The sequence below is a fragment of the Blastococcus sp. SYSU D01042 genome, from assembly GCF_054050515.1.
In genome coordinates, this window is the sequence record NZ_JBJGZM010000007.1 from 174,705 (window position 1) to 191,280 (window position 16,576).

Below are 16,576 nucleotides of genomic sequence, written 5' to 3' on the forward strand. Positions count from 1 at the left end.
TCTCACATAGTGAGACACAAGCGCGACGAGCCGGGTGATCCCCGGTGAGAGGACGGACCGTGCCCAAGACCCTGGCCGAGAAGGTCTACGACGCCCACGTGGTGCGCAGCGCCGCGGGCGAGCCCGACCTGCTCTACATCGACCTGCACCTCGTGCACGAGGTCACCAGCCCGCAGGCCTTCGACGGGCTGCGCGCCGCCGGGCGCACCGTGCGCCGTCCCGACCTCACCATGGCGACCGAGGACCACAACGTCCCGACGCTGGACATCCTCGCGCCCATCGCCGACCCGGTCAGCCGGGCCCAGGTGGAGGCGCTGCGCCGGAACACCGCCGAGTTCGGCATCCGGCTGGCCCCCATGGGCGACCGCGACCAGGGCATCGTGCACGTCATCGGCCCGCAGCTGGGCCTCACCCAGCCGGGCATGACGATCGTCTGCGGCGACAGCCACACCTCGACGCACGGCGCCTTCGGTGCGCTGGCCTTCGGCATCGGCACCAGCGAGGTCGAGCACGTGCTCGCGACCCAGACGCTGCCGCAGTACAAGCCCAAGCAGATGGCGGTCACCGTCGACGGCGAGCTGCCCCCGGGCGTCTCGGCCAAGGACGTGATCCTCGCCGTCATCGCGCAGACCGGCACCGGCGGCGGCCAGGGCTACGTGATCGAGTACCGCGGCAGCGCCATCGAGAGGCTCTCGATGGAGGCCCGCATGACCATCTGCAACATGTCCATCGAGGCCGGCGCCAAGGCGGGCCTGATCGCCCCCGACCAGACCACCTTCGACTTCCTGCAGGGCCGCCCGCACGCCCCGCAGGGCGCGGACTGGGACGCCGCCGTCGCGCACTGGTCGACGCTGCGCACCGACGAGGACGCCGTCTTCGACGCCGAGGTGCGCATCGACGCCTCGACCCTCACGCCGTTCGTCACCTGGGGCACCAACCCCGGCCAGGGCCTGCCGATCGACGCCGTCGTCCCCGACCCGGCCGACTTCGCCGACGAGGGCGACCGCCGCGCCGCCGAGCAGGCGCTGGAGTACATGGGCCTCACCGCCGGCACCCCGCTGCGCGAGATCGAGGTGGACACCGTCTTCCTCGGCTCCTGCACCAACGGCCGCATCGAGGACCTCCGGGTCGCCGCCGAGCTGCTGCGCGGCAAGCGGATCGACGCGAGCACCCGGATGCTCGTCGTCCCCGGGTCGGTGGCGGTCAAGGCGCAGGCCGAGACCGAGGGGCTGGACCGGGTGTTCACCGAGGCCGGCGCCGAGTGGCGCGGCGCGGGGTGCTCGATGTGCCTGGGCATGAACCCCGACCAGCTCAAGCCGGGGGAGCGCTCGGCCTCCACCAGCAACCGCAACTTCCAAGGCCGGCAGGGCAAGGGCGGGCGCACCCACCTGGTGAGCCCCGCCGTCGCCGCGGCCACCGCGCTGACCGGCCGCCTGACCGCCCCCGCCGACCTGATCGGAGCCTGACACCGTGGACGCCTTCGTCACCCACACCGGCACCGCCGCGCCGCTGCGCCGGACCAACGTCGACACCGACCAGATCATCCCGGCCGAGTACCTGAAGCGGATCACCCGCACCGGCTTCGAGGACGGCCTGTTCGTCGCCTGGCGCACCAACGAGCCTGACTTCGTGCTCAACCGGCCCGAGTACGCGAACGCCTCGATCCTCGTGGCCGGCCCGGACTTCGGCACCGGGTCCTCCCGCGAGCACGCCAACTGGGCGCTGCTGGACGGCGGCTTCCGGGTCGTCATCAGCCCGCGGTTCGCCGACATCTTCCGCAACAACTCGACCAAGGCCGGGCTGCTCACCGTCGTCCTCCCGCAGGCCGACGTCGAGGCGCTGTGGACCGCGATCGAGGCCGACCCCGCCCTGCCGGTGACCGTCGACCTGCAGTCGAAGACGGTGTCCTACGCCGGCGTGAGCGTGCCGTTCGAGATCGACGACTACATCCGCTGGCGGCTGCTCGAGGGGCTCGACGACGTCGGCCTCACCGAGCGCCACCTGGACGACATCGAGGCCTTCGAGGCGACCCGCCCGACCTGGAAGCCGACGGCGCTGCCCGCCGTCTAGGGGCGGGCGTCGGGGTCGGGCGCGAAGTCCCGGTAGTAGTCGGCGCTCAGCGCCCCCGCCCGGCCGCCGAGGGCCCACACGCTGCCCTTGGCGGCCGGCGGGAGCAGCCCGGTCACCCCGTGCCCGTGGACGCCGAGCGCCTGCAGCACCGCCGGGATGGCCCCGCCCTGGCTGCAGACGACGGCGACGCCCGGCCGGTCCTGTCGCGCGAGCAGCCGCTCCACCGCGGCCAGCCCTGCCTGCGGGTCGGCGGCGAACCCCTCCTCGCCCAGCTCCGGGAGCTCCGCGACGACGGCCCCGACCAGCTCGGCGAGCGGTTGCACCGTCTGCCGGCAGCGCAGCGGGGGGGCGGAGGCGACCTCGGCGGGGGAGAACGCGGGCAGGACCTCGGCCAGCCGCTCCGCCTGGCGCCGGCCCCTGCCGTCGAGCGGGCGCAGCTCGTCCGGGCCGTCGAACTCCCGCTTGTCGCCGGCCCGGCCGTGGCGCACCAGCAGCACCGATACCTCCCGCGGGAGGTCGTCGCGCGCGGCGTCGGCGACGACCTCCGCGTCGTGCTCGTAGCTGCACAGGGCCGCGGCGTCGGCAGGGGGGAGCCAGCGCAGCTCGTCGACCTCGTCGTTCGCGGCGAAGGCGCCGTCCACGCAGCGCATGACCCAGTACTCGACCCGCTTGGGCGCGCCGTCGACCGCGTACCGCGTGGTCAGGCTGCGCCGCCCGACGACGACGCCGAGCCCGGTCTCCTCCTCCACCTCGCGCAGCGCCGTCTGCACGGCGTGCTCGCCGGCGTCCACGTGGCCCTTGGGCAGCGACCAGTCGTCGTGCCGCGGCCGGTGGACGACGGCGACCTCGATGCCGCCGTCGTCCCCCGGCCGCCAGACCACACCGCCGGCGGCGGCGATCACCGAGCCGTCAGCCGACGAGCTCATGCATGCGGTCCATCAGCTCGGCCTGGTAGTCCCGCCCGGGGTGGTGCTCCCAGCTGCCGTCGCTGCGCAGCTCCCAGCACCGCACGTCCGGGGCCATGGCCGGTGCGAGCGTGCGCTCGAGCTGGGTGCGCGACTTCTCGTCGCAGACCCGCAGCAGCACCTCCACCCGGCGGTCGAGGTTGCGGTGCATCAGGTCGGCGCTGCCGAGCCACCACTCGTCCTCCCCGCCGTTCACGAAGGAGATGACGCGCGAGTGCTCGAGGAACCGGCCGACGATCGAGCGCACCCGGATCGTCTCCGAGAGCCCGGGCACGCCGGGGCGCAGCGCGCAGATGCCGCGCACGAACAGCTCCACCGGGACGCCGGCTCGCGACGCCTCGTAGAGCGCGTCGATGATGCGCTCGTCGACGATCGAGTTGGCCTTGATGCGGATGCCGGCAGGCCGGCCCTCCGCCGCGTGCCGCACCTCGCGCCGGATCTTCTCGATCAGCCCGTTGCGGATGCCGTGCGGGGCGACCATCAGGGTGCGGTAGTTGGTCTGCCGCGAGTAGCCGGTGAGCACGTTGAACAGGTCGGTGAGGTCGGCACCCACCCGCGGGTCGGCGGTGAGGATGCCGAGGTCCTCGTAGATCCGCGCCGTCTTCGGGTTGTAGTTGCCCGTGCCGATGTGGCAGTAGCGGCGGATGACGCCCTGCTCGCGGCGCACCACGAGCGCGGTCTTGCAGTGGGTCTTGAGCCCCACCAGGCCGTAGACGACGTGGCAGCCGGCGCGCTCCAGCGAGCGGGCCCAGCTGATGTTGGCCTCCTCGTCGAAGCGCGCCTTGATCTCCACCAGGACGACGACCTGCTTGCCGGCCTCCGCGGCCTCGATGAGCGCGTTGACGATGGGGGAGTCGCCGGAGGTGCGGTAGAGCGTCTGCTTGATGGCGAGCACGTTCGGGTCGGCGGCCGCCTGCTCGATGAAGCGCTGCACGCTGGTCGCGAACGAGTGGTACGGGTGGTGCACCAGCACGTCGCCCTCGCGCAGCGTCGCGAAGACGCTCTTGGGCGTCTCGCCCTCGCTCAGCCGCGGGTGGGTGGTGGGGACGAACGGCTCGTCCTTGAGCTCGGGCCGGTCCAGGTCGTACAGCGCCATCAGGGAGGCCAGGTCGAGCAGCCCCGGCACGTGGACGACGTCGGCCGGCGAGACCTCGAGCTCGGAGAGGAGCACCTCGAGGATCCGCGGGTCCATCGGCTCGGCGACCTCCAGCCGGACCGCCGGGCCGAAGCGCCGCCGGGCCAGCTCCCGCTCCAGCGCCTGCAGCAGGTCCTCGTCGCGGTCCTCCTCGACCTCGACGTCGGCGTTGCGCGTGACCCGGAAGAAGTGGTGGTCGAGCACGTCCAGGCCGGGGAAGAGCTGGTTGAGGTGCGCGGCGATGAGGTCCTCGAGCGGCAGGAACACCGCCGTGGAGTCGCTCCCGCCCCCGCCGCTCACCGGCACGAACCGCGGCACGTTGTTGGGCACCTTGAGCCGGGCGAAGCGGGGGGCGTTGGTGTCCGGGTCGTGGACGGACACCGCGAGGTTCAGCGACAGGCCGCTGATGTAGGGGAAGGGGTGCGCCGGGTCGACCGCCAGCGGCGTCAGCACCGGGAAGACCTGGTCGCGGAAGTACTCGCGCAGCCGCAGCGCGGCCTGCTCCTCGAGCTCGTCCCAGCGGACGATGCGGATCCCGGCCTCCTCCAGGCGCGGCAGCACGTCCTTGTTGAAGACGTCGGAGTGCCGCTGCACGAGCTCCTGGGTGCGGGCGGTGATCCGCTCCAGCTGCTCGCGGATGGTCAGGCCGTCGGGGGAGCGGACGGTGAGCCCGGTGCTCTGCCGCCGCTTCAGCCCGGCGATCCGCACCATGTAGAACTCGTCGAGGTTGCTGGCGAAGATGGCCAGGAACTTGACCCGCTCGAGCAGCGGCGCCGAGTCGTCCTCGGCCAGTTCGAGGACGCGGGCGTTGAAGTCCAGCCAGGACAGCTCGCGGTTCAGGAAGCGGTCGGCCGGCAGCGTCGCGTCGTCGGGGGAGGGCACGCGTTCATCGTGCCGCACCCAGGTGAACGGCGAGAGTCGACGGCCCGGCCAGCAGGTGCGCCGTCCGCGGTCCCGCGCCGAGCGCGAGCGCGGCCCGCAGGTCGGCCGGCGTGTCGACGTCGCGGACCAGCCCCGGCCAGTCGCCGGCGAGCTCCCGGGCACCGTCGTCCCGGTGGGCCTGCGCCGAGCCCGACCCGAACCTCGGCCGCAGCGGCGTGCCGACGGCGGTCAGCAGCGTCGTGCCCGTGCCCTGCGCGTCGGGCACGAAGGCCCGGGATGCGCCGGCGGCGGCCGCGAGCGCTGCCTCCAGCTCCGCCGCCCGCAGCGCCGGCAGGTCCGAGGAGAGCGCGGCGACCGCGTCGGTGACGGCCGCCCGGGCACCGTGCTCGAGGGCGGTGTTCAGACCGGCGTCGGGCTCGTCGCCGACCACGCGGGCGCCCAGGAGCCCGGCCTGCTCGACGGCGGCCGGCTCGTCGGTGACGACCACGACCTCGGAGACCAGGGGGCAGGCGAGCGCCGCGGCCACCGTGTCGGCGAGCAGTGCCAGGACCAGCGCCTCGTGGGCGGCCGCGGGCCGCTCGGCGCGGTCGGTCAGCGGGCGCAGCCGGGTCTTGGCCACGGCGAGCCGCTTCGCCGGGACGACGACCGACCAGGCAGGCACGGCCACAATGTGAGCACATCCGCGCCGGAGGTGGTCGCCCCGATCGGGACCCGGTGGTCCCGTGCGGTGGGATGGGGGTCGATCATGGGGCAGATCACACGAGACGGGGAGGCGGTCCGGTGGCGGAGGAGACGTCCTGGCAGGTCCCGGCGCGCAGCGGGGCGGGGCCGGCCGTCCGGCCGCGGAGCCGTCGCCCGGGACGGTGGGCCACGCGCGGGCGCATCGGCTGGGCCTTCTGGCTGTGCATCGTCGTGGTGTTCCCCGCGTCGAAGCTGATGTTCCGGATCCGGTACCGGCACGGCGACCGCATCCCGACCAGCGGTCCGGTGCTCCTGGTGGCCAACCACGTCTCGGTGCTCGACCCGATCGCCTGCGCCCGGCTGGTCTTCGACCACGGCCGCATGCCGCACTTCCTGGCCAAGGAGTCGGTGTTCAAGGGGCTGGCGGGGTCGATCCTGCGCTCGGCCGGGCAGATCCCGGTCGCCCGGTACTCCTCGGACGCGGTGGGCGCGCTGGCCGCCGCGCAGGAGGACCTCGAGAGGGGCAACCTGGTGGTGATCTACCCCGAGGGCTCCGTCACGCGCGACCCCGACTGGTGGCCGATGCAGTCGCGCACCGGGGCGGCCCGGCTGGCGCTGACGACCGACGCCGCCGTCGTGCCGGTCGCCCAGTGGGGGCCGCAGAACCTGCACGACTACCACACCAAGAAGCTGCACCCGCGGCTCCGGACACCCACCGACTACCTCGTCGGCGAGCCGATCGACCTCGCCGACCTGCGCGCCCAGGTGCGGGCCGGACGGCCGCTGACCGCCGAGCTCCTGAAGGAGACGACCGATCTGATGATGGGCCGCGTGCGCGACCAGCTGGCCGAGCTGCGCGGGGAGCCGGCGCCCGCGCTGTTCCACCCGCGCCCGCGCCGCGAGCTCCCCGGCGACCTGCCCGGCGGCGTGGCGTGAAGCGCGCCGCCGTCCTGGGCGCCGGCTCCTGGGGGACGACGTTCGCCAAGGTGCTCGCCGACGCCGGGTGCGACGTCGCCCTGCACGCCCGCCGCCCCGAGCTGGTGCAGGCCATCACCGACGACGGGGAGAACCGCGACTACCTGCCGGGCATCCGGCTGCCCGGGACGGTCCGCGCCACCGTGGACGCCGCCGAGGCGCTGGCCGACGCCGACGTCGTGGTCCTCGCGGTGCCCTCGCAGTCGCTGCGCGAGAACCTCACCGCCTGGGCGCCGCTGCTGCCGCCGGACGCGACGCTGCTGAGCCTGATGAAGGGCATCGAGCTCGGGACGACGAAGCGGATGAGCCAGGTCATCTGCGAGGTGACCGGCGCCGGCGGTGACCGCGTCGCGGCGCTGTCCGGGCCCAACCTCGCCCGCGAGATCGCCGAGGAGCAGCCCGCCGCGACCGTCATCGCCTGCACCGACGCCGAGCGGGCCGCCGCCCTGCAGGTGGCCTGCCACACCCGCTACTTCCGGCCGTACACCAACGCCGACCTGGTCGGCTGCGAGCTGGGCGGTGCGGTCAAGAACGTCATCGCGCTGGCCTGCGGGATCGCGGAGGGCCTGGGTTTCGGCGACAACACCCGCGCCTCGCTGATCACCCGCGGCCTGGCCGAGACCGCCCGGCTGGGCATCGCCCTGGGTGCGGAGATGACCACCTTCGCCGGCCTGGCCGGCCTCGGTGACCTGGTGGCCACCTGCAGCTCCCCGCTGTCGCGCAACCGGACCTTCGGCGAGAAGCTCGGCCGCGGGATGTCGGTCGCCGAGGTGCAGGAGAGCACCCGGCAGACCGCCGAGGGCGTGAAGAGCTGCCGCTCGGTGCTCGACCTCGCCCGGGCGCACGGCGTGGACGTGCCGATCACCGAGGCCGTCGTCCGGGTGTGCCACGAGGGCGAGTCGGCCGCGCGGATGGTCACGGCGATCATGTCCCGCGAGGCCAAGCCGGAATGAGCTGGGGCGACGGCACCCGTGCGGTGCGCGCCGGCGAGCAGCCCGCCGTCCCGGGCGCGCCGCTGCGGCCCTCGCCGGTGTTCGCCGCCCCGTTCCACCTCGGCGACCAGCCGCCGCGGGCCGGCGGCGCGGACGCCTACGCGCGCACCGAGCAGCCGACCCTGCGCGACTTCGAGGCGGCCGTCGGCGAGCTCGACGGCGGGCGGTGCCTCTCCTTCGCCACCGGGATGGCCGCGCTCGCCGCCGCGGTGCTCGGCTGCACCGGCAGCGGCGACCGGGTGGTCCTGCCCTCGGACGGCTACTACGCGATCCGGCTCCTGGGTGCCGAGGAGCTGACCCGGTTCGGCATCGAGGTCTCGCAGGTGCCCACGCCGGAGATCGAGCGCTTCGCCGCCGACGGTGGGCTGGACGGCGTCGCGATGGTGCTCCTGGAGACGCCCAGCAACCCGCAGCTCGACGTCTGCGACATCGCCGCCGTCGCCCGGGCCGCGCGGGCGTCGGGCACGCTGGTCGCCGTCGACAACACGACGGCGACGCCGCTCGGGCAGCGGCCGCTCGCCCTGGGCGCGCACCTCACCGTCGGCAGCGACACCAAGGCGCTGACCGGGCACAGCGACGTGCTGCTCGGGCACGTCAGCACCACCGACGACGGGCTGCACGCGCGGATCAAGGGCTTCCGCGACCGCACCGGCAGCACGCCCGGGCCCTTCGAGGCCTGGCTCGGGCACCGCTCGATGAGCACCCTGGACCTGCGGCTGGCCCGCCAGGCCGAGAACGCCGCGGCGGTGGCCGAGCTCCTGGCCTCCTCGCCGGCGGTCACCGGGCTGCGCTGGCCGTGGCGGGCGGGCGACCCCTCCTCCGAGCTGGCGGCGCGGCAGATGCTGCGCCCGAACGGCGTGCTGTCCTGCGAGCTGCGCGACGAGGCGGCGGTGACCCGGCTGCTCGACGCCAGCCGGCTCTGGGACGCGGCGACCAGCTTCGGCGGCGTGCACAGCACGATCGACCGCCGGGCGCAGTGGGGCGGGGACGCGGTCGCGCCGGGCTTCGTGCGGCTGTCCTGCGGCATCGAGGACACCGCGGACCTCGTCGCCGACCTGTCAGTCGCCCTGGCTGCCCTGGACTGACCGCGCGGCCCGCCGCGCGCCCGCGCCCCGGGCGGTCAGCCAGAAGCTCAGCCCCCAGTAGTAGACGACGTAGGCCAGCGACGCCGCGACGACCCACGGCGAGGGGTCCGGCAGCTGCACGACCAGCACCGCGTACGTGACCAGCCAGACCAGCGTGAACGCCAGCGTGAAGACGCGCAGGGCGCCCATCCGCGAGGGGTAGAGGTAGCGGATCGGCACGAAGACGAGCACCGCGAAGACCAGCAGCGACACCGATGTCACCAGCTCGCTCGTGTCGAGCACGATCACGTAGAAGGCGACCACGTTCCAGTAGCTCGGGAAGCCGAGGAAGAAGTGGTCGGAGGTCTTCGCGTCCACCCGGCAGAACTGGTAGCAGGACGCCAGCAGGGGGATCGCCGCGACCACCCAGCCAGGCGCGCCCTCGGGCAGGTGGCCGGTGGTCCACAGCAGCACGAGCGGGGCGAAGACGTAGGTCAGGTAGTCGACGATGTTGTCCAGCAGCGCGCCGTCGAACCAGGGGATCGTCTCCTTGACCCGGAACCGGCGGGCCAGCATGCCGTCGGTGCCGTCGACGAACAGCGTGGCCAGGCCCAGCCACAAGGCCGCCTCCACGTCGCCCTCGAGCGCGGCCAGCACGATGAGCAGGCCCAGCACCGACCCGCTGGCGGTGTAGAGGTGCACCGCCGCGCCGGCCAGCCGCTGCCGCCGCGAGAAGACCTCCGCCGGGGGAGCCGCCGCATCCTGCACGCGACGAGGCTGCCACACCGCGCGCGCCTCGGCGGGACGGCGCGGACGCCCGCGGCCGGCAGCTAGGGTCGACGCGATGAACGGGCAGTCGAGCAAGGTGCGCGTCGCGGTCGTGTTCGGGGGCCGCAGCGCCGAGCACGCGATCTCCTGCGTCTCGGCGGGGAGCGTGATGGCCGCCCTGGATCCCGAGCGCTACGAGGTGGTGCCGGTCGGTATCGCACGCGACGGCCGCTGGGTGCTCGCCGACCCCGGCCAGCAGCTCGCGATCGCCGACGGCGCGCTGCCCGAGGTCACCGGCGGCACCGCGGTCTCCCTCGTGGGCGACCCCGAGGGCCGCGGCCTGGCCGTGCTGGAACCGGGTGCGGCGGTCGGGCAGGCGCTGACCGAGGTCGACGTGGTCTTCCCGGTGCTGCACGGCGCCTACGGCGAGGACGGCACCATCCAGGGGCTGCTGGAGATGACCGGGCTGCCCTACGTGGGCTCGGGCGTGTTCGCCAGCGCCGCCTCGATGGACAAGGAGTTCACCAAGAAGCTCCTGGCCGCCGCCGGCCTGCCGCAGGGCGACCACGTCGTCCTGCGCGACTCCTCCGGGGCGATCTGCGCCGACCCCGACGTGCTCGATGAGGCCGCGCGCGAGCGGCTCGGCCTCCCGGTGTTCGTCAAGCCCTCCCGCGCGGGCTCCAGCATCGGCATCACCCGCGTCACCGACTGGGCCCAGTTCCCGGCCGCGGTCGCCGAGGCCGCCGCGCACGACGAGAAGGTCATCGTCGAGGCCGCCGTCCCGGGCCGGGAGATCGAGTGCGGCGTGCTGGCCGCGCGGGGCAGCGGGCTGCCCGAGGCCAGCCTGCCGGCCGAGATCCGGCTGCGCGACGGCGTCGAGTGGTACGACTTCGACGCCAAGTACCTCGACGACGCCGCCGAGTTCGACATCCCCGCCGACCTGACCGCCGAGCAGACCACGGCCGTGCAGGCGGCGGCCCGCCGGGCCTACCTCGCGCTGGACTGCCGGGGGCTGGCACGGGTCGACTTCTTCCTGGGCACCGCGGCCGACGGCTCGGACCTCCTGGTCATCAACGAGGTGAACACCATGCCGGGGTTCACGCCGATCTCCATGTTCGCCCGCATGTGGGCGGCCAGCGGGGTCGACTTCGCCGAGCTGGTCGACCGGCTGGTGTCCGGCGCGCTGGCGCCGCGGTGAGCGCCGGGCGGCGGGCCGGCGCTCACCGGGTCGCCGCCCTGCTCGCGCTCCTGCCCGTCCTGACCGCGGGCGGCTGCGGTGGGGAGAGCCCCGGCACCGCCGAGGCCGCGGACACCGCGGCCGGCACGGTCAGCCCCGAGGAGCTCGAGCGCCTCGTGGTGGACGAGGTGCCGTCGGGCCTGCCCCGGCTGCCGGACGACGCGATCTCGCCCCCGGCGGGCGCCAAGCGGCTGGAGGACGTCGCCGGCTACTCCGACGACCCGGCGCGCGAGCGCGGCGTGCTCGAGGACTACGGCTACCGCCACGGCTGGGAGCGGTTCTGGGGGTCCGGCACGGGGGAGGGGCCGCAGACCGGCGTCTTCGTCGACCAGTTCGCGGGGTCCGACGGCGCCGTGGCCTACGCCGAGGACCTCGCCCGCAACGACACCGAGCGCTACGGCGGGCTGCTCAGCGAGGGTTCGCCGGAGCTCCCGGACGGATGCCGGCGCCTGCTCGTCGACGAGGCACGCCCGGACGAGGGGCTCTCCGGGCCGGCGGCCTTCGCCTGGTGCACCCGAGGGGCCTTCAGCATCTCGGTGACCGCCGTCGCCGGGTCGCTGGACGCCGCGACCGCCGAGGTGGCCGCGGTCGCGGCCGATCAGCTGGACCGGCTGCCCGCGGGCTGAGCTCACTCCGCGGGCGTGGGCTCCTGGTAGGGCAGCGCCTGCGCCAGCCCCGCGGTCAGCGCGGTGACCGGTGCGCTGTCCACGCCGGCCGGCAGGTCCACCCGGACGTGGACGGGGCGGTCGACGGTCGTCCAGACGGTGACGTCGGGGTCGCTGCTGTCGACGAACCACTGCACGCCGTTGATCTGGATGGCCGACGCGCCCGTGGTCCAGCCGGCCGGGCGCTCCACCCCGCAGACGAGGACGACGGCCGGCTCGCCCCACGCGTAGGCGTAGGGGGAGTCCGCCTGCACCGGGCGCGACTGCTCCCCGGCGAGCTCCAGCGGCAGGCCGCTCATCACCGCCGGGCAGTGCTGGTCGGCCTCCGGGGTCACCGGGGGCACCGGCACCGGGAGCGGCGGGAGGTCGGCGCGGGCGGGGGGTGCGGTGCCCTCGATCTCGGCCGGCCCGCGCGCGGTGGTGTCCTCGTCGTCCGCGGAACCGCCGAGCACGTTGACCACGACCACGACGGCGATCACGACCGGCACGAGCACGGCCAGCGCGATCAGCGCGAGGCGCCGCAGCGGGTCGTCGGGACGGTCGGGCGGGGGCGGGTGCTCGGTCAGGGGAGTGCTCGCGGCGGGGTCGGGTGGTGCGGGGGTCAGATGTTGACGACGGGGCAGGTCAGCGTGCGGGTGATGCCGTCCACCGACTGCACGCGGGCCACGACGAGGCGGCCCAGTTCGTCGACGGTCTCCGCCTCGGCGCGCACGATCACGTCGTAGGGGCCCGTGACGTCCTCCGCGCGGGTCACGCCGCTGATCTCGCTGATCGTGGAGGCGACCTGGGCGGCCTTGCCGACCTCGGTCTGGATGAGGATGTAGGCGTGGACCACGGGAGATCCTTCCTCCGGCAACTCGGCCGATCAGTCGTCCCCGCCGGGTGGCGGACTGGTCGGCAACCTACCCCAGTGACCGGAGGCGCCTCGTGAGTCGGCCCCGGCCGCCCGTCCCCGCCCCCCCGGCCGACAGCGTCGGGGCGGTGGGGGAGTTCGGCGTCATCGCCCGGGTGGTCGCCCGGGCCGGGGCGGCCCGGCTCGCCCTGGTCGGGCCCGGGGACGACGCCGCGGTGGTCGGCGCCCCCGACGGCCGGGTCGTCGCCACCACCGACGTGCTGGTCGAGGGCCGGCACTTCCGGCGCGACTGGTCCTCGGCGGAGGACGTCGGGCACAAGGCGGCGGCCGCCAACCTGGCCGACGTCGCCGCCATGGGCGGGACGGCGACCGCGCTGCTGGTGGGCCTGGCCTGCCCGCCGGACACCCCCACCGCCTGGCTCGAGGGCGTCGCGACCGGGCTGGCCGACGAGTGCGCGCCGCTCGGCGCCGCCGTCGTCGGCGGCGACACCGTGGCCTCGGCGCCGGGCAGCGACGCGGTGGTGCTCTCCGTGACGGCCCTGGGCGACCTGGGCGGGCGGCCGCCGGTGCTGAGGTCGGGCGCCGTCCCCGGGGACGTCGTCGCGCTCGCCGGGCGGCTGGGGGGCTCGGCGTGCGGACTGGCGGTGCTGCGCCGGGGCTTCAGCAGCCCGCTGGCCGCCGTCGCCGCGCACCGCCGCCCCTCGCCGCCGTACGCGGCCGGGCCGGCCGCGGCGCAGGCCGGCGCGACCGCGATGTGCGACGTCAGCGACGGGCTGCTCGCCGACGCCGGGCACATCGCCGCGGCGAGCGGGGTGGCCCTCGACCTGGACCGCGCGGCGCTCGCGGCGGCCTGCCTCGTGCCGCAGGGGTCGCTGCAGCAGGTCGGTGCCGCCCTGGGTGTGGACCCGATGGCCTGGGTCCTCACCGGCGGCGAGGACCATGCCCTCGTGGCGACGTTCCCCACGGGCACCCAGCTCCCGGCCGGGTGGGTCGGCATCGGCGCGGTCCGTGCGGCGGGTGCGGTCGCCGGCGTGCTGGTGGACGGGCAGCCGGCCGACGCGGTCGCCCGCGCGGTCGGGGCGGAGGGGACCGGGCATGCCCACTTCGGCTGAGCGGCTGCGGCCGCTGCGCTACGAGGACCCCGTCGCCCAGTACCTCGTCGAGCAGGTGCAGCAGGAGTACGTCGTGCGGTACGGCGGGCGCGACGCCGCGGTGGTGGACCCGGCGGACTTCGAGCCACCGGCCGGGCTCTTCCTCGTCGCCGAGGTCGACGGCGTGCCCGCCGGCTGCGGCGCCTGGCGGGTGCTGCCGTCGGGTGACGTGGAGATCAAGCGCGTCTACGTCGAGCCGGGCTTCCGGCGCCGCGGCCTGGCCCGGCGGCTCATGGCGGCGCTGGAGGACAGCGCCGCGCGGGCCGGGCACCGGTCGGTCGTCCTGAACACCGGGCAGCAGCAACCGGAGGCGATCGCCCTGTACGAACGGCTCGGCTACCGGGCGGTACCCGGTTACGGGGTGTACGCATGTGCGCCGGACGCGGTGTTCCTGGGCAGGGACCTGGAGCCGCGCGACGAGGGCACCGACGGGAGAGAGGGGACGCCATGGGCGTCGTGACGCTGTCCGCGTCCTACGGGGCGGGCGGGCCGGAGATCGCACCGGCCGTGGCCGAGCGGCTGGGCCTGCCCTTCCACGACCGGATGATCCCCGTGCAGGTCGCCGGCCGGCTGGGCGTGCCGCTCGAGGAGGCGGAGGCCAACGACGAGACGGTCGTCGGTGGGCTGTGGCGGCTGGTGGCCGGGCTCGGCACGATGCCCGACACCGTCGGCGGCGTGCTGCCCGGGCCGGGCATCCCCGACGCCCGCGCGTTCCGGGAGCAGACCGAGCGGGTGCTCACCGAGATCGCCGCACCGGACGGCGCCGGGGGCGTGGTGCTGGGCCGGGCCGCGGCCATCGTGCTGGGCGAGCGGCCCGACGTGCTGCACGTGCGCCTCTCCGGGGCCAAGCAACGGCGGCTGGAGGTGGCCGTGGCGCGCTACGGGCACCCGGTCGAGGAGGTCCGCCGCGAGATGGAGGCCAACGACCGGGCGCGCGAGGCCTACGTCCGGCACTTCTACCGGGCCGACGCGTCCTCGCCCAAGCACTACCACCTGGTGGTCGACAGCACCGCGTTCCCGGTCGAGGCGGTCGTGGACCTGGTCGTGGCCGCGGCGCGCAGCCGGGGCATCGGCGCGGTCTGAGCGCAGCACGAGAGACCCCGGAGGCCGGTGGCCTCCGGGGTCTCTACGCGGTGTGCAGGTGTCGCGCGGCGCCGAGACTAAGCGCGCACGACCTTGCCGGCGCGGATGCACGAGGTGCAGGCGTTGATGCGCCGACGGTTGCCGGGGGCGATGAGCGCCCGCACGGACTGGATGTTCGGGTTCCAACGGCGCGGCGTGCGGCGGTGCGAGTGGGACACCGACATACCGAAACCGGGGCCCTTGCCACACACATCGCACACGGCAGCCACGGTGGATCACTCCCAGGAAAGAATCGTTCACAGACGGCGGGGCAAAGGCAGCACCCGCAACAAGACCGTGGAGGAGTCTAGCCGCTTCTCCGGGCGCGTGCCGCCACCGCCCCGGCCGGGCGGTCGTCGGGACCGGTCCTGTCGTCCGCCACGGGTACCCTCCGCCCGTGCTGCAGGCCCTGGACGAGGCGGCGGTCGGCTCCTGGTGCCGCACCGCGGTCGACGCGCTGTCCGCCGCGCGCGGCCGGCTCGACGAGCTCAACGTCTTCCCGGTCCCCGACGGCGACACCGGCACGAACCTGCTGCTCACGGCGCAGGCCGCCCTCGAGGCGCTGGAGCGCGAGGGGAGCCGCACCACCGAGCCGGCCTGGTCGGTGCTCGCCCGCGGTGCCGTCCTGGGGGCGCGCGGCAACTCCGGCACCATCCTGGCCCAGCTGCTGCGCGGGATGTCCGACCAGCTGGCCGGCCAGCCACCGGCCGACGGGCCGGTCCTCGCGGCCGCCTTCCAGAAGGCCGCCGAGACCGCGTACACCGCGGTCGCCGACCCGGAGGAGGGCACCTTCCTCAGCGTGGCCCGCGGGGCGGCCGAGTCCGCGGTCGCGGCGGTGGAGGGCGGCCGCACCGCGCTGGCCGACGTCGTCACGGCCGCCGCGGACGGTGCTCGGGCGGCCCTGGACCGCACACCCGGCCAGCTCGCCGTCCTGCGGGACGCCGGGGTGGTCGACGCCGGCGGCGCCGGGCTGTGCCTGGTCCTCGACGCCCTGGTCACCACCGTCACCGGGGTGGAGCCGGCCCGCCCGCCGCTGGCCACCCGCCGGGAGGCGGGGCACCGCCACCGCCCCGACCCGCAGCACGTCCCGCACCAGCCGCCGCCCGGGCCCGGCAGCGAGGTCCAGTACCTGCTCGCCGACACCGACGAGGAGGCCGTCGCGCGGCTGCACGCCCGTCTCGCGGAGCTCGGCGACAGCCTCGTCGTCGTCGGCGTGGACACCCCGACGGGCCGCGAGTGGAACGTGCACGTGCACGTCTCCGACATCGGCGCGGCGATCGAGGCGGGGATCGAGGCGGGCCGCCCCTACCGCGTGACGGTCACGCCGCTGGCCCCCGTCCCGCCGCCGGCTCCGGTGGCCGGCACGCGGGCGCTGGTCGCCGTCGTGTCCAGCGACGGGCTGGCCGAGCTGTTCGCCGAGGCCGGCGTGCGGGTGGTCACCTGCGGCCCCGAGGGCATCGTCGAGGACGACGTGCTCGACGAGATCGTCGGCTCCGCCGCCCACGAGGTGGCCGTCCTGCCCAACGACGCCGACCTGATCCCCGTCGCCTCGCGCGCCGCGGCCCGCGCCCGGGAGCTCGGGCGCGAGGTCGGCGTGGTGCCGACCCGCTCGCCGGTGCAGGGCCTCGCGGCCTGCGCCGTCGGCGACCCCGGCCGGCGCTTCGGCGACGACGTCATCGCGATGGCCGAGGCGGCCGCCGCCACCCGCTGGGCCGAGGTCACCCTCGCCGAGCAGGAGGCGCTCACCACGGCGGGGCGCTGCCAGCCCGGCGACGTGCTCGGCTCGGCCGAGGGTGACGTGGTCGTCATCGGCCAGGACCTCGCCGCCGTCGCCTGCGACCTGCTGGACCGCCTGCTGTCCGCCGGCGGCGAGATGGCCACCCTGCTCGTCGGCCCCGACGAGGCGCTGGGCGACGCGGTCTGCACCCACCTGTCCTCGACCCACCCGACGATCGAGGTCGTGCGCTACGGCGGCGGGCCGGCGGCGATCCCGCTGCAGGTGGGTGTCGAGTGAGC

General features: G+C 75.2%; 18 protein-coding genes. 11 read left to right on the forward strand and 7 right to left on the reverse strand.

Annotation, left to right across the window (positions count from 1 at the left end):
* The first annotated feature begins 59 nt into the window (after positions 1–59).
* Both leuC and leuD read left to right on the forward strand, forming a co-directional pair.
* A complete protein-coding gene (leuC, locus tag ACI79H_RS14440; protein WP_456555093.1) occupies positions 60–1,466 on the forward strand; it encodes a 3-isopropylmalate dehydratase large subunit in 1,407 nt (468 codons plus the stop codon).
* A gap of 4 nt (positions 1,467–1,470) precedes the next feature.
* Positions 1,471–2,070 carry a 3-isopropylmalate dehydratase small subunit gene (gene leuD / locus ACI79H_RS14445; protein ID WP_456555094.1) on the forward strand — a complete coding sequence of 200 codons (600 nt, stop codon included), beginning with the start codon at positions 1,471–1,473 and terminating at the stop codon, positions 2,068–2,070.
* Here leuD and ACI79H_RS14450 read toward each other — a convergent pair.
* From ACI79H_RS14450 to cofC, 3 genes are read right to left on the reverse strand one after another with little or no spacing between them, the layout of a single operon-like run.
* On the reverse strand, positions 2,067–2,996 hold the full coding sequence (locus ACI79H_RS14450; protein WP_456555095.1) for an NUDIX hydrolase: 930 nt from the start codon (positions 2,994–2,996) through the stop codon (positions 2,067–2,069). The genes leuD and ACI79H_RS14450 overlap by 4 nt on opposite strands.
* Positions 2,980–5,052, reverse strand: a complete 2,073-nt coding sequence (locus tag ACI79H_RS14455; RefSeq protein WP_456555096.1) for an RNA degradosome polyphosphate kinase — start codon at positions 5,050–5,052, stop codon at positions 2,980–2,982. The genes ACI79H_RS14450 and ACI79H_RS14455 overlap by 17 nt, the downstream gene beginning before the upstream one ends.
* A gap of 4 nt (positions 5,053–5,056) precedes the next feature.
* Positions 5,057–5,713 carry a 2-phospho-L-lactate guanylyltransferase gene (gene cofC, locus ACI79H_RS14460; protein WP_456555097.1) on the reverse strand — a complete coding sequence of 219 codons (657 nt, stop codon included), beginning with the start codon at positions 5,711–5,713 and terminating at the stop codon, positions 5,057–5,059.
* A 119-nt stretch (positions 5,714–5,832) separates the two neighbouring features.
* On the opposite strand from cofC, the gene ACI79H_RS14465 reads away from it, so the two are divergent.
* From ACI79H_RS14465 to ACI79H_RS14475, 3 genes are read left to right on the forward strand one after another with little or no spacing between them, the layout of a single operon-like run.
* Positions 5,833–6,669, forward strand: a complete 837-nt coding sequence (locus ACI79H_RS14465; protein ID WP_456555098.1) for a lysophospholipid acyltransferase family protein — start codon at positions 5,833–5,835, stop codon at positions 6,667–6,669.
* Entirely contained in the window at positions 6,666–7,661 is a 996-nt protein-coding gene (locus ACI79H_RS14470; protein ID WP_456555099.1) for an NAD(P)H-dependent glycerol-3-phosphate dehydrogenase, read from the forward strand. Before ACI79H_RS14465 ends, ACI79H_RS14470 begins: the two co-directional genes overlap by 4 nt.
* A complete protein-coding gene (locus ACI79H_RS14475; protein ID WP_456555100.1) occupies positions 7,658–8,785 on the forward strand; it encodes a cystathionine gamma-lyase in 1,128 nt (375 codons plus the stop codon). The genes ACI79H_RS14470 and ACI79H_RS14475 overlap by 4 nt, the downstream gene beginning before the upstream one ends.
* Here the strand turns inward: ACI79H_RS14475 and ACI79H_RS14480 are convergent.
* Entirely contained in the window at positions 8,759–9,532 is a 774-nt protein-coding gene (locus ACI79H_RS14480; RefSeq protein WP_456555101.1) for a CDP-alcohol phosphatidyltransferase family protein, read from the reverse strand. The two genes, ACI79H_RS14475 and ACI79H_RS14480, sit on opposite strands and share 27 nt — an antisense overlap.
* A 76-nt stretch (positions 9,533–9,608) precedes the next feature.
* On the opposite strand from ACI79H_RS14480, the gene ACI79H_RS14485 reads away from it, so the two are divergent.
* Together ACI79H_RS14485 and ACI79H_RS14490 are read left to right on the forward strand one after the other, a co-directional pair.
* Entirely contained in the window at positions 9,609–10,730 is a 1,122-nt protein-coding gene (locus tag ACI79H_RS14485; protein ID WP_456555102.1) for a D-alanine--D-alanine ligase family protein, read from the forward strand.
* Positions 10,727–11,395: a hypothetical protein gene (locus ACI79H_RS14490; RefSeq protein WP_456555103.1), complete on the forward strand. Its 669-nt coding sequence runs from the start codon at positions 10,727–10,729 to the stop codon at positions 11,393–11,395. Before ACI79H_RS14485 ends, ACI79H_RS14490 begins: the two co-directional genes overlap by 4 nt.
* Before the next feature lie 2 nt (positions 11,396–11,397).
* On the opposite strand, the gene ACI79H_RS14495 is transcribed toward ACI79H_RS14490, so the two are convergent.
* The gene (locus ACI79H_RS14495; RefSeq protein WP_456555104.1) at positions 11,398–11,928 is read right to left on the reverse strand and encodes a DUF3515 domain-containing protein; all 531 of its coding nucleotides are present in this window, start codon (positions 11,926–11,928) and stop codon (positions 11,398–11,400) included.
* A gap of 107 nt (positions 11,929–12,035) precedes the next feature.
* Positions 12,036–12,269, reverse strand: coding sequence for an Lrp/AsnC ligand binding domain-containing protein (locus ACI79H_RS14500; protein ID WP_113834507.1), 234 nt, complete (start codon positions 12,267–12,269; stop codon positions 12,036–12,038).
* Positions 12,270–12,361: 92 nt separating this feature from the next.
* Between ACI79H_RS14500 and ACI79H_RS14505 the strand changes: the two genes are divergently transcribed.
* From ACI79H_RS14505 to ACI79H_RS14515, 3 genes are read left to right on the forward strand one after another with little or no spacing between them, the layout of a single operon-like run.
* The gene (locus ACI79H_RS14505; RefSeq protein WP_456555105.1) at positions 12,362–13,399 is read left to right on the forward strand and encodes a thiamine-phosphate kinase; all 1,038 of its coding nucleotides are present in this window, start codon (positions 12,362–12,364) and stop codon (positions 13,397–13,399) included.
* A complete protein-coding gene (locus ACI79H_RS14510; RefSeq protein WP_456555106.1) occupies positions 13,383–13,898 on the forward strand; it encodes a GNAT family N-acetyltransferase in 516 nt (171 codons plus the stop codon). The genes ACI79H_RS14505 and ACI79H_RS14510 overlap by 17 nt, the downstream gene beginning before the upstream one ends.
* The gene (locus tag ACI79H_RS14515) at positions 13,886–14,521 is read left to right on the forward strand and encodes a cytidylate kinase-like family protein (protein WP_456555107.1); all 636 of its coding nucleotides are present in this window, start codon (positions 13,886–13,888) and stop codon (positions 14,519–14,521) included. Before ACI79H_RS14510 ends, ACI79H_RS14515 begins: the two co-directional genes overlap by 13 nt.
* Before the next feature lie 77 nt (positions 14,522–14,598).
* On the opposite strand, the gene rpmB is transcribed toward ACI79H_RS14515, so the two are convergent.
* The gene (gene rpmB, locus ACI79H_RS14520; RefSeq protein ID WP_029339036.1) at positions 14,599–14,790 is read right to left on the reverse strand and encodes a 50S ribosomal protein L28; all 192 of its coding nucleotides are present in this window, start codon (positions 14,788–14,790) and stop codon (positions 14,599–14,601) included.
* Positions 14,791–14,957: 167 nt separating this feature from the next.
* Here rpmB and ACI79H_RS14525 point away from each other — a divergent pair, with 167 nt between their 5' ends.
* Positions 14,958–16,574 (forward strand): DAK2 domain-containing protein, encoded by a 1,617-nt coding sequence (locus ACI79H_RS14525; protein WP_456555108.1) that lies wholly within the window; start codon positions 14,958–14,960, stop codon positions 16,572–16,574.
* The last annotated feature ends 2 nt before the right edge of the window (positions 16,575–16,576 follow it).

Bases quoted from the DNA above. Each gene is read 5' to 3' on its own strand.
- ACI79H_RS14450 (WP_456555095.1), bottom strand. From the start codon at position 2,996: ATGAGCTCGTCGGCTGACGGCTCGGTGATCGCCGCCGCCGGCGGTGTG.
- ACI79H_RS14475 (WP_456555100.1), top strand. From the start codon at position 7,658: ATGAGCTGGGGCGACGGCACCCGTGCGGTGCGCGCCGGCGAGCAGCCC.
- ACI79H_RS14485 (WP_456555102.1), top strand. From the start codon at position 9,609: ATGAACGGGCAGTCGAGCAAGGTGCGCGTCGCGGTCGTGTTCGGGGGC.
- ACI79H_RS14510 (WP_456555106.1), top strand. From the start codon at position 13,383: ATGCCCACTTCGGCTGAGCGGCTGCGGCCGCTGCGCTACGAGGACCCC.
- ACI79H_RS14515 (WP_456555107.1), top strand. From the start codon at position 13,886: ATGGGCGTCGTGACGCTGTCCGCGTCCTACGGGGCGGGCGGGCCGGAG.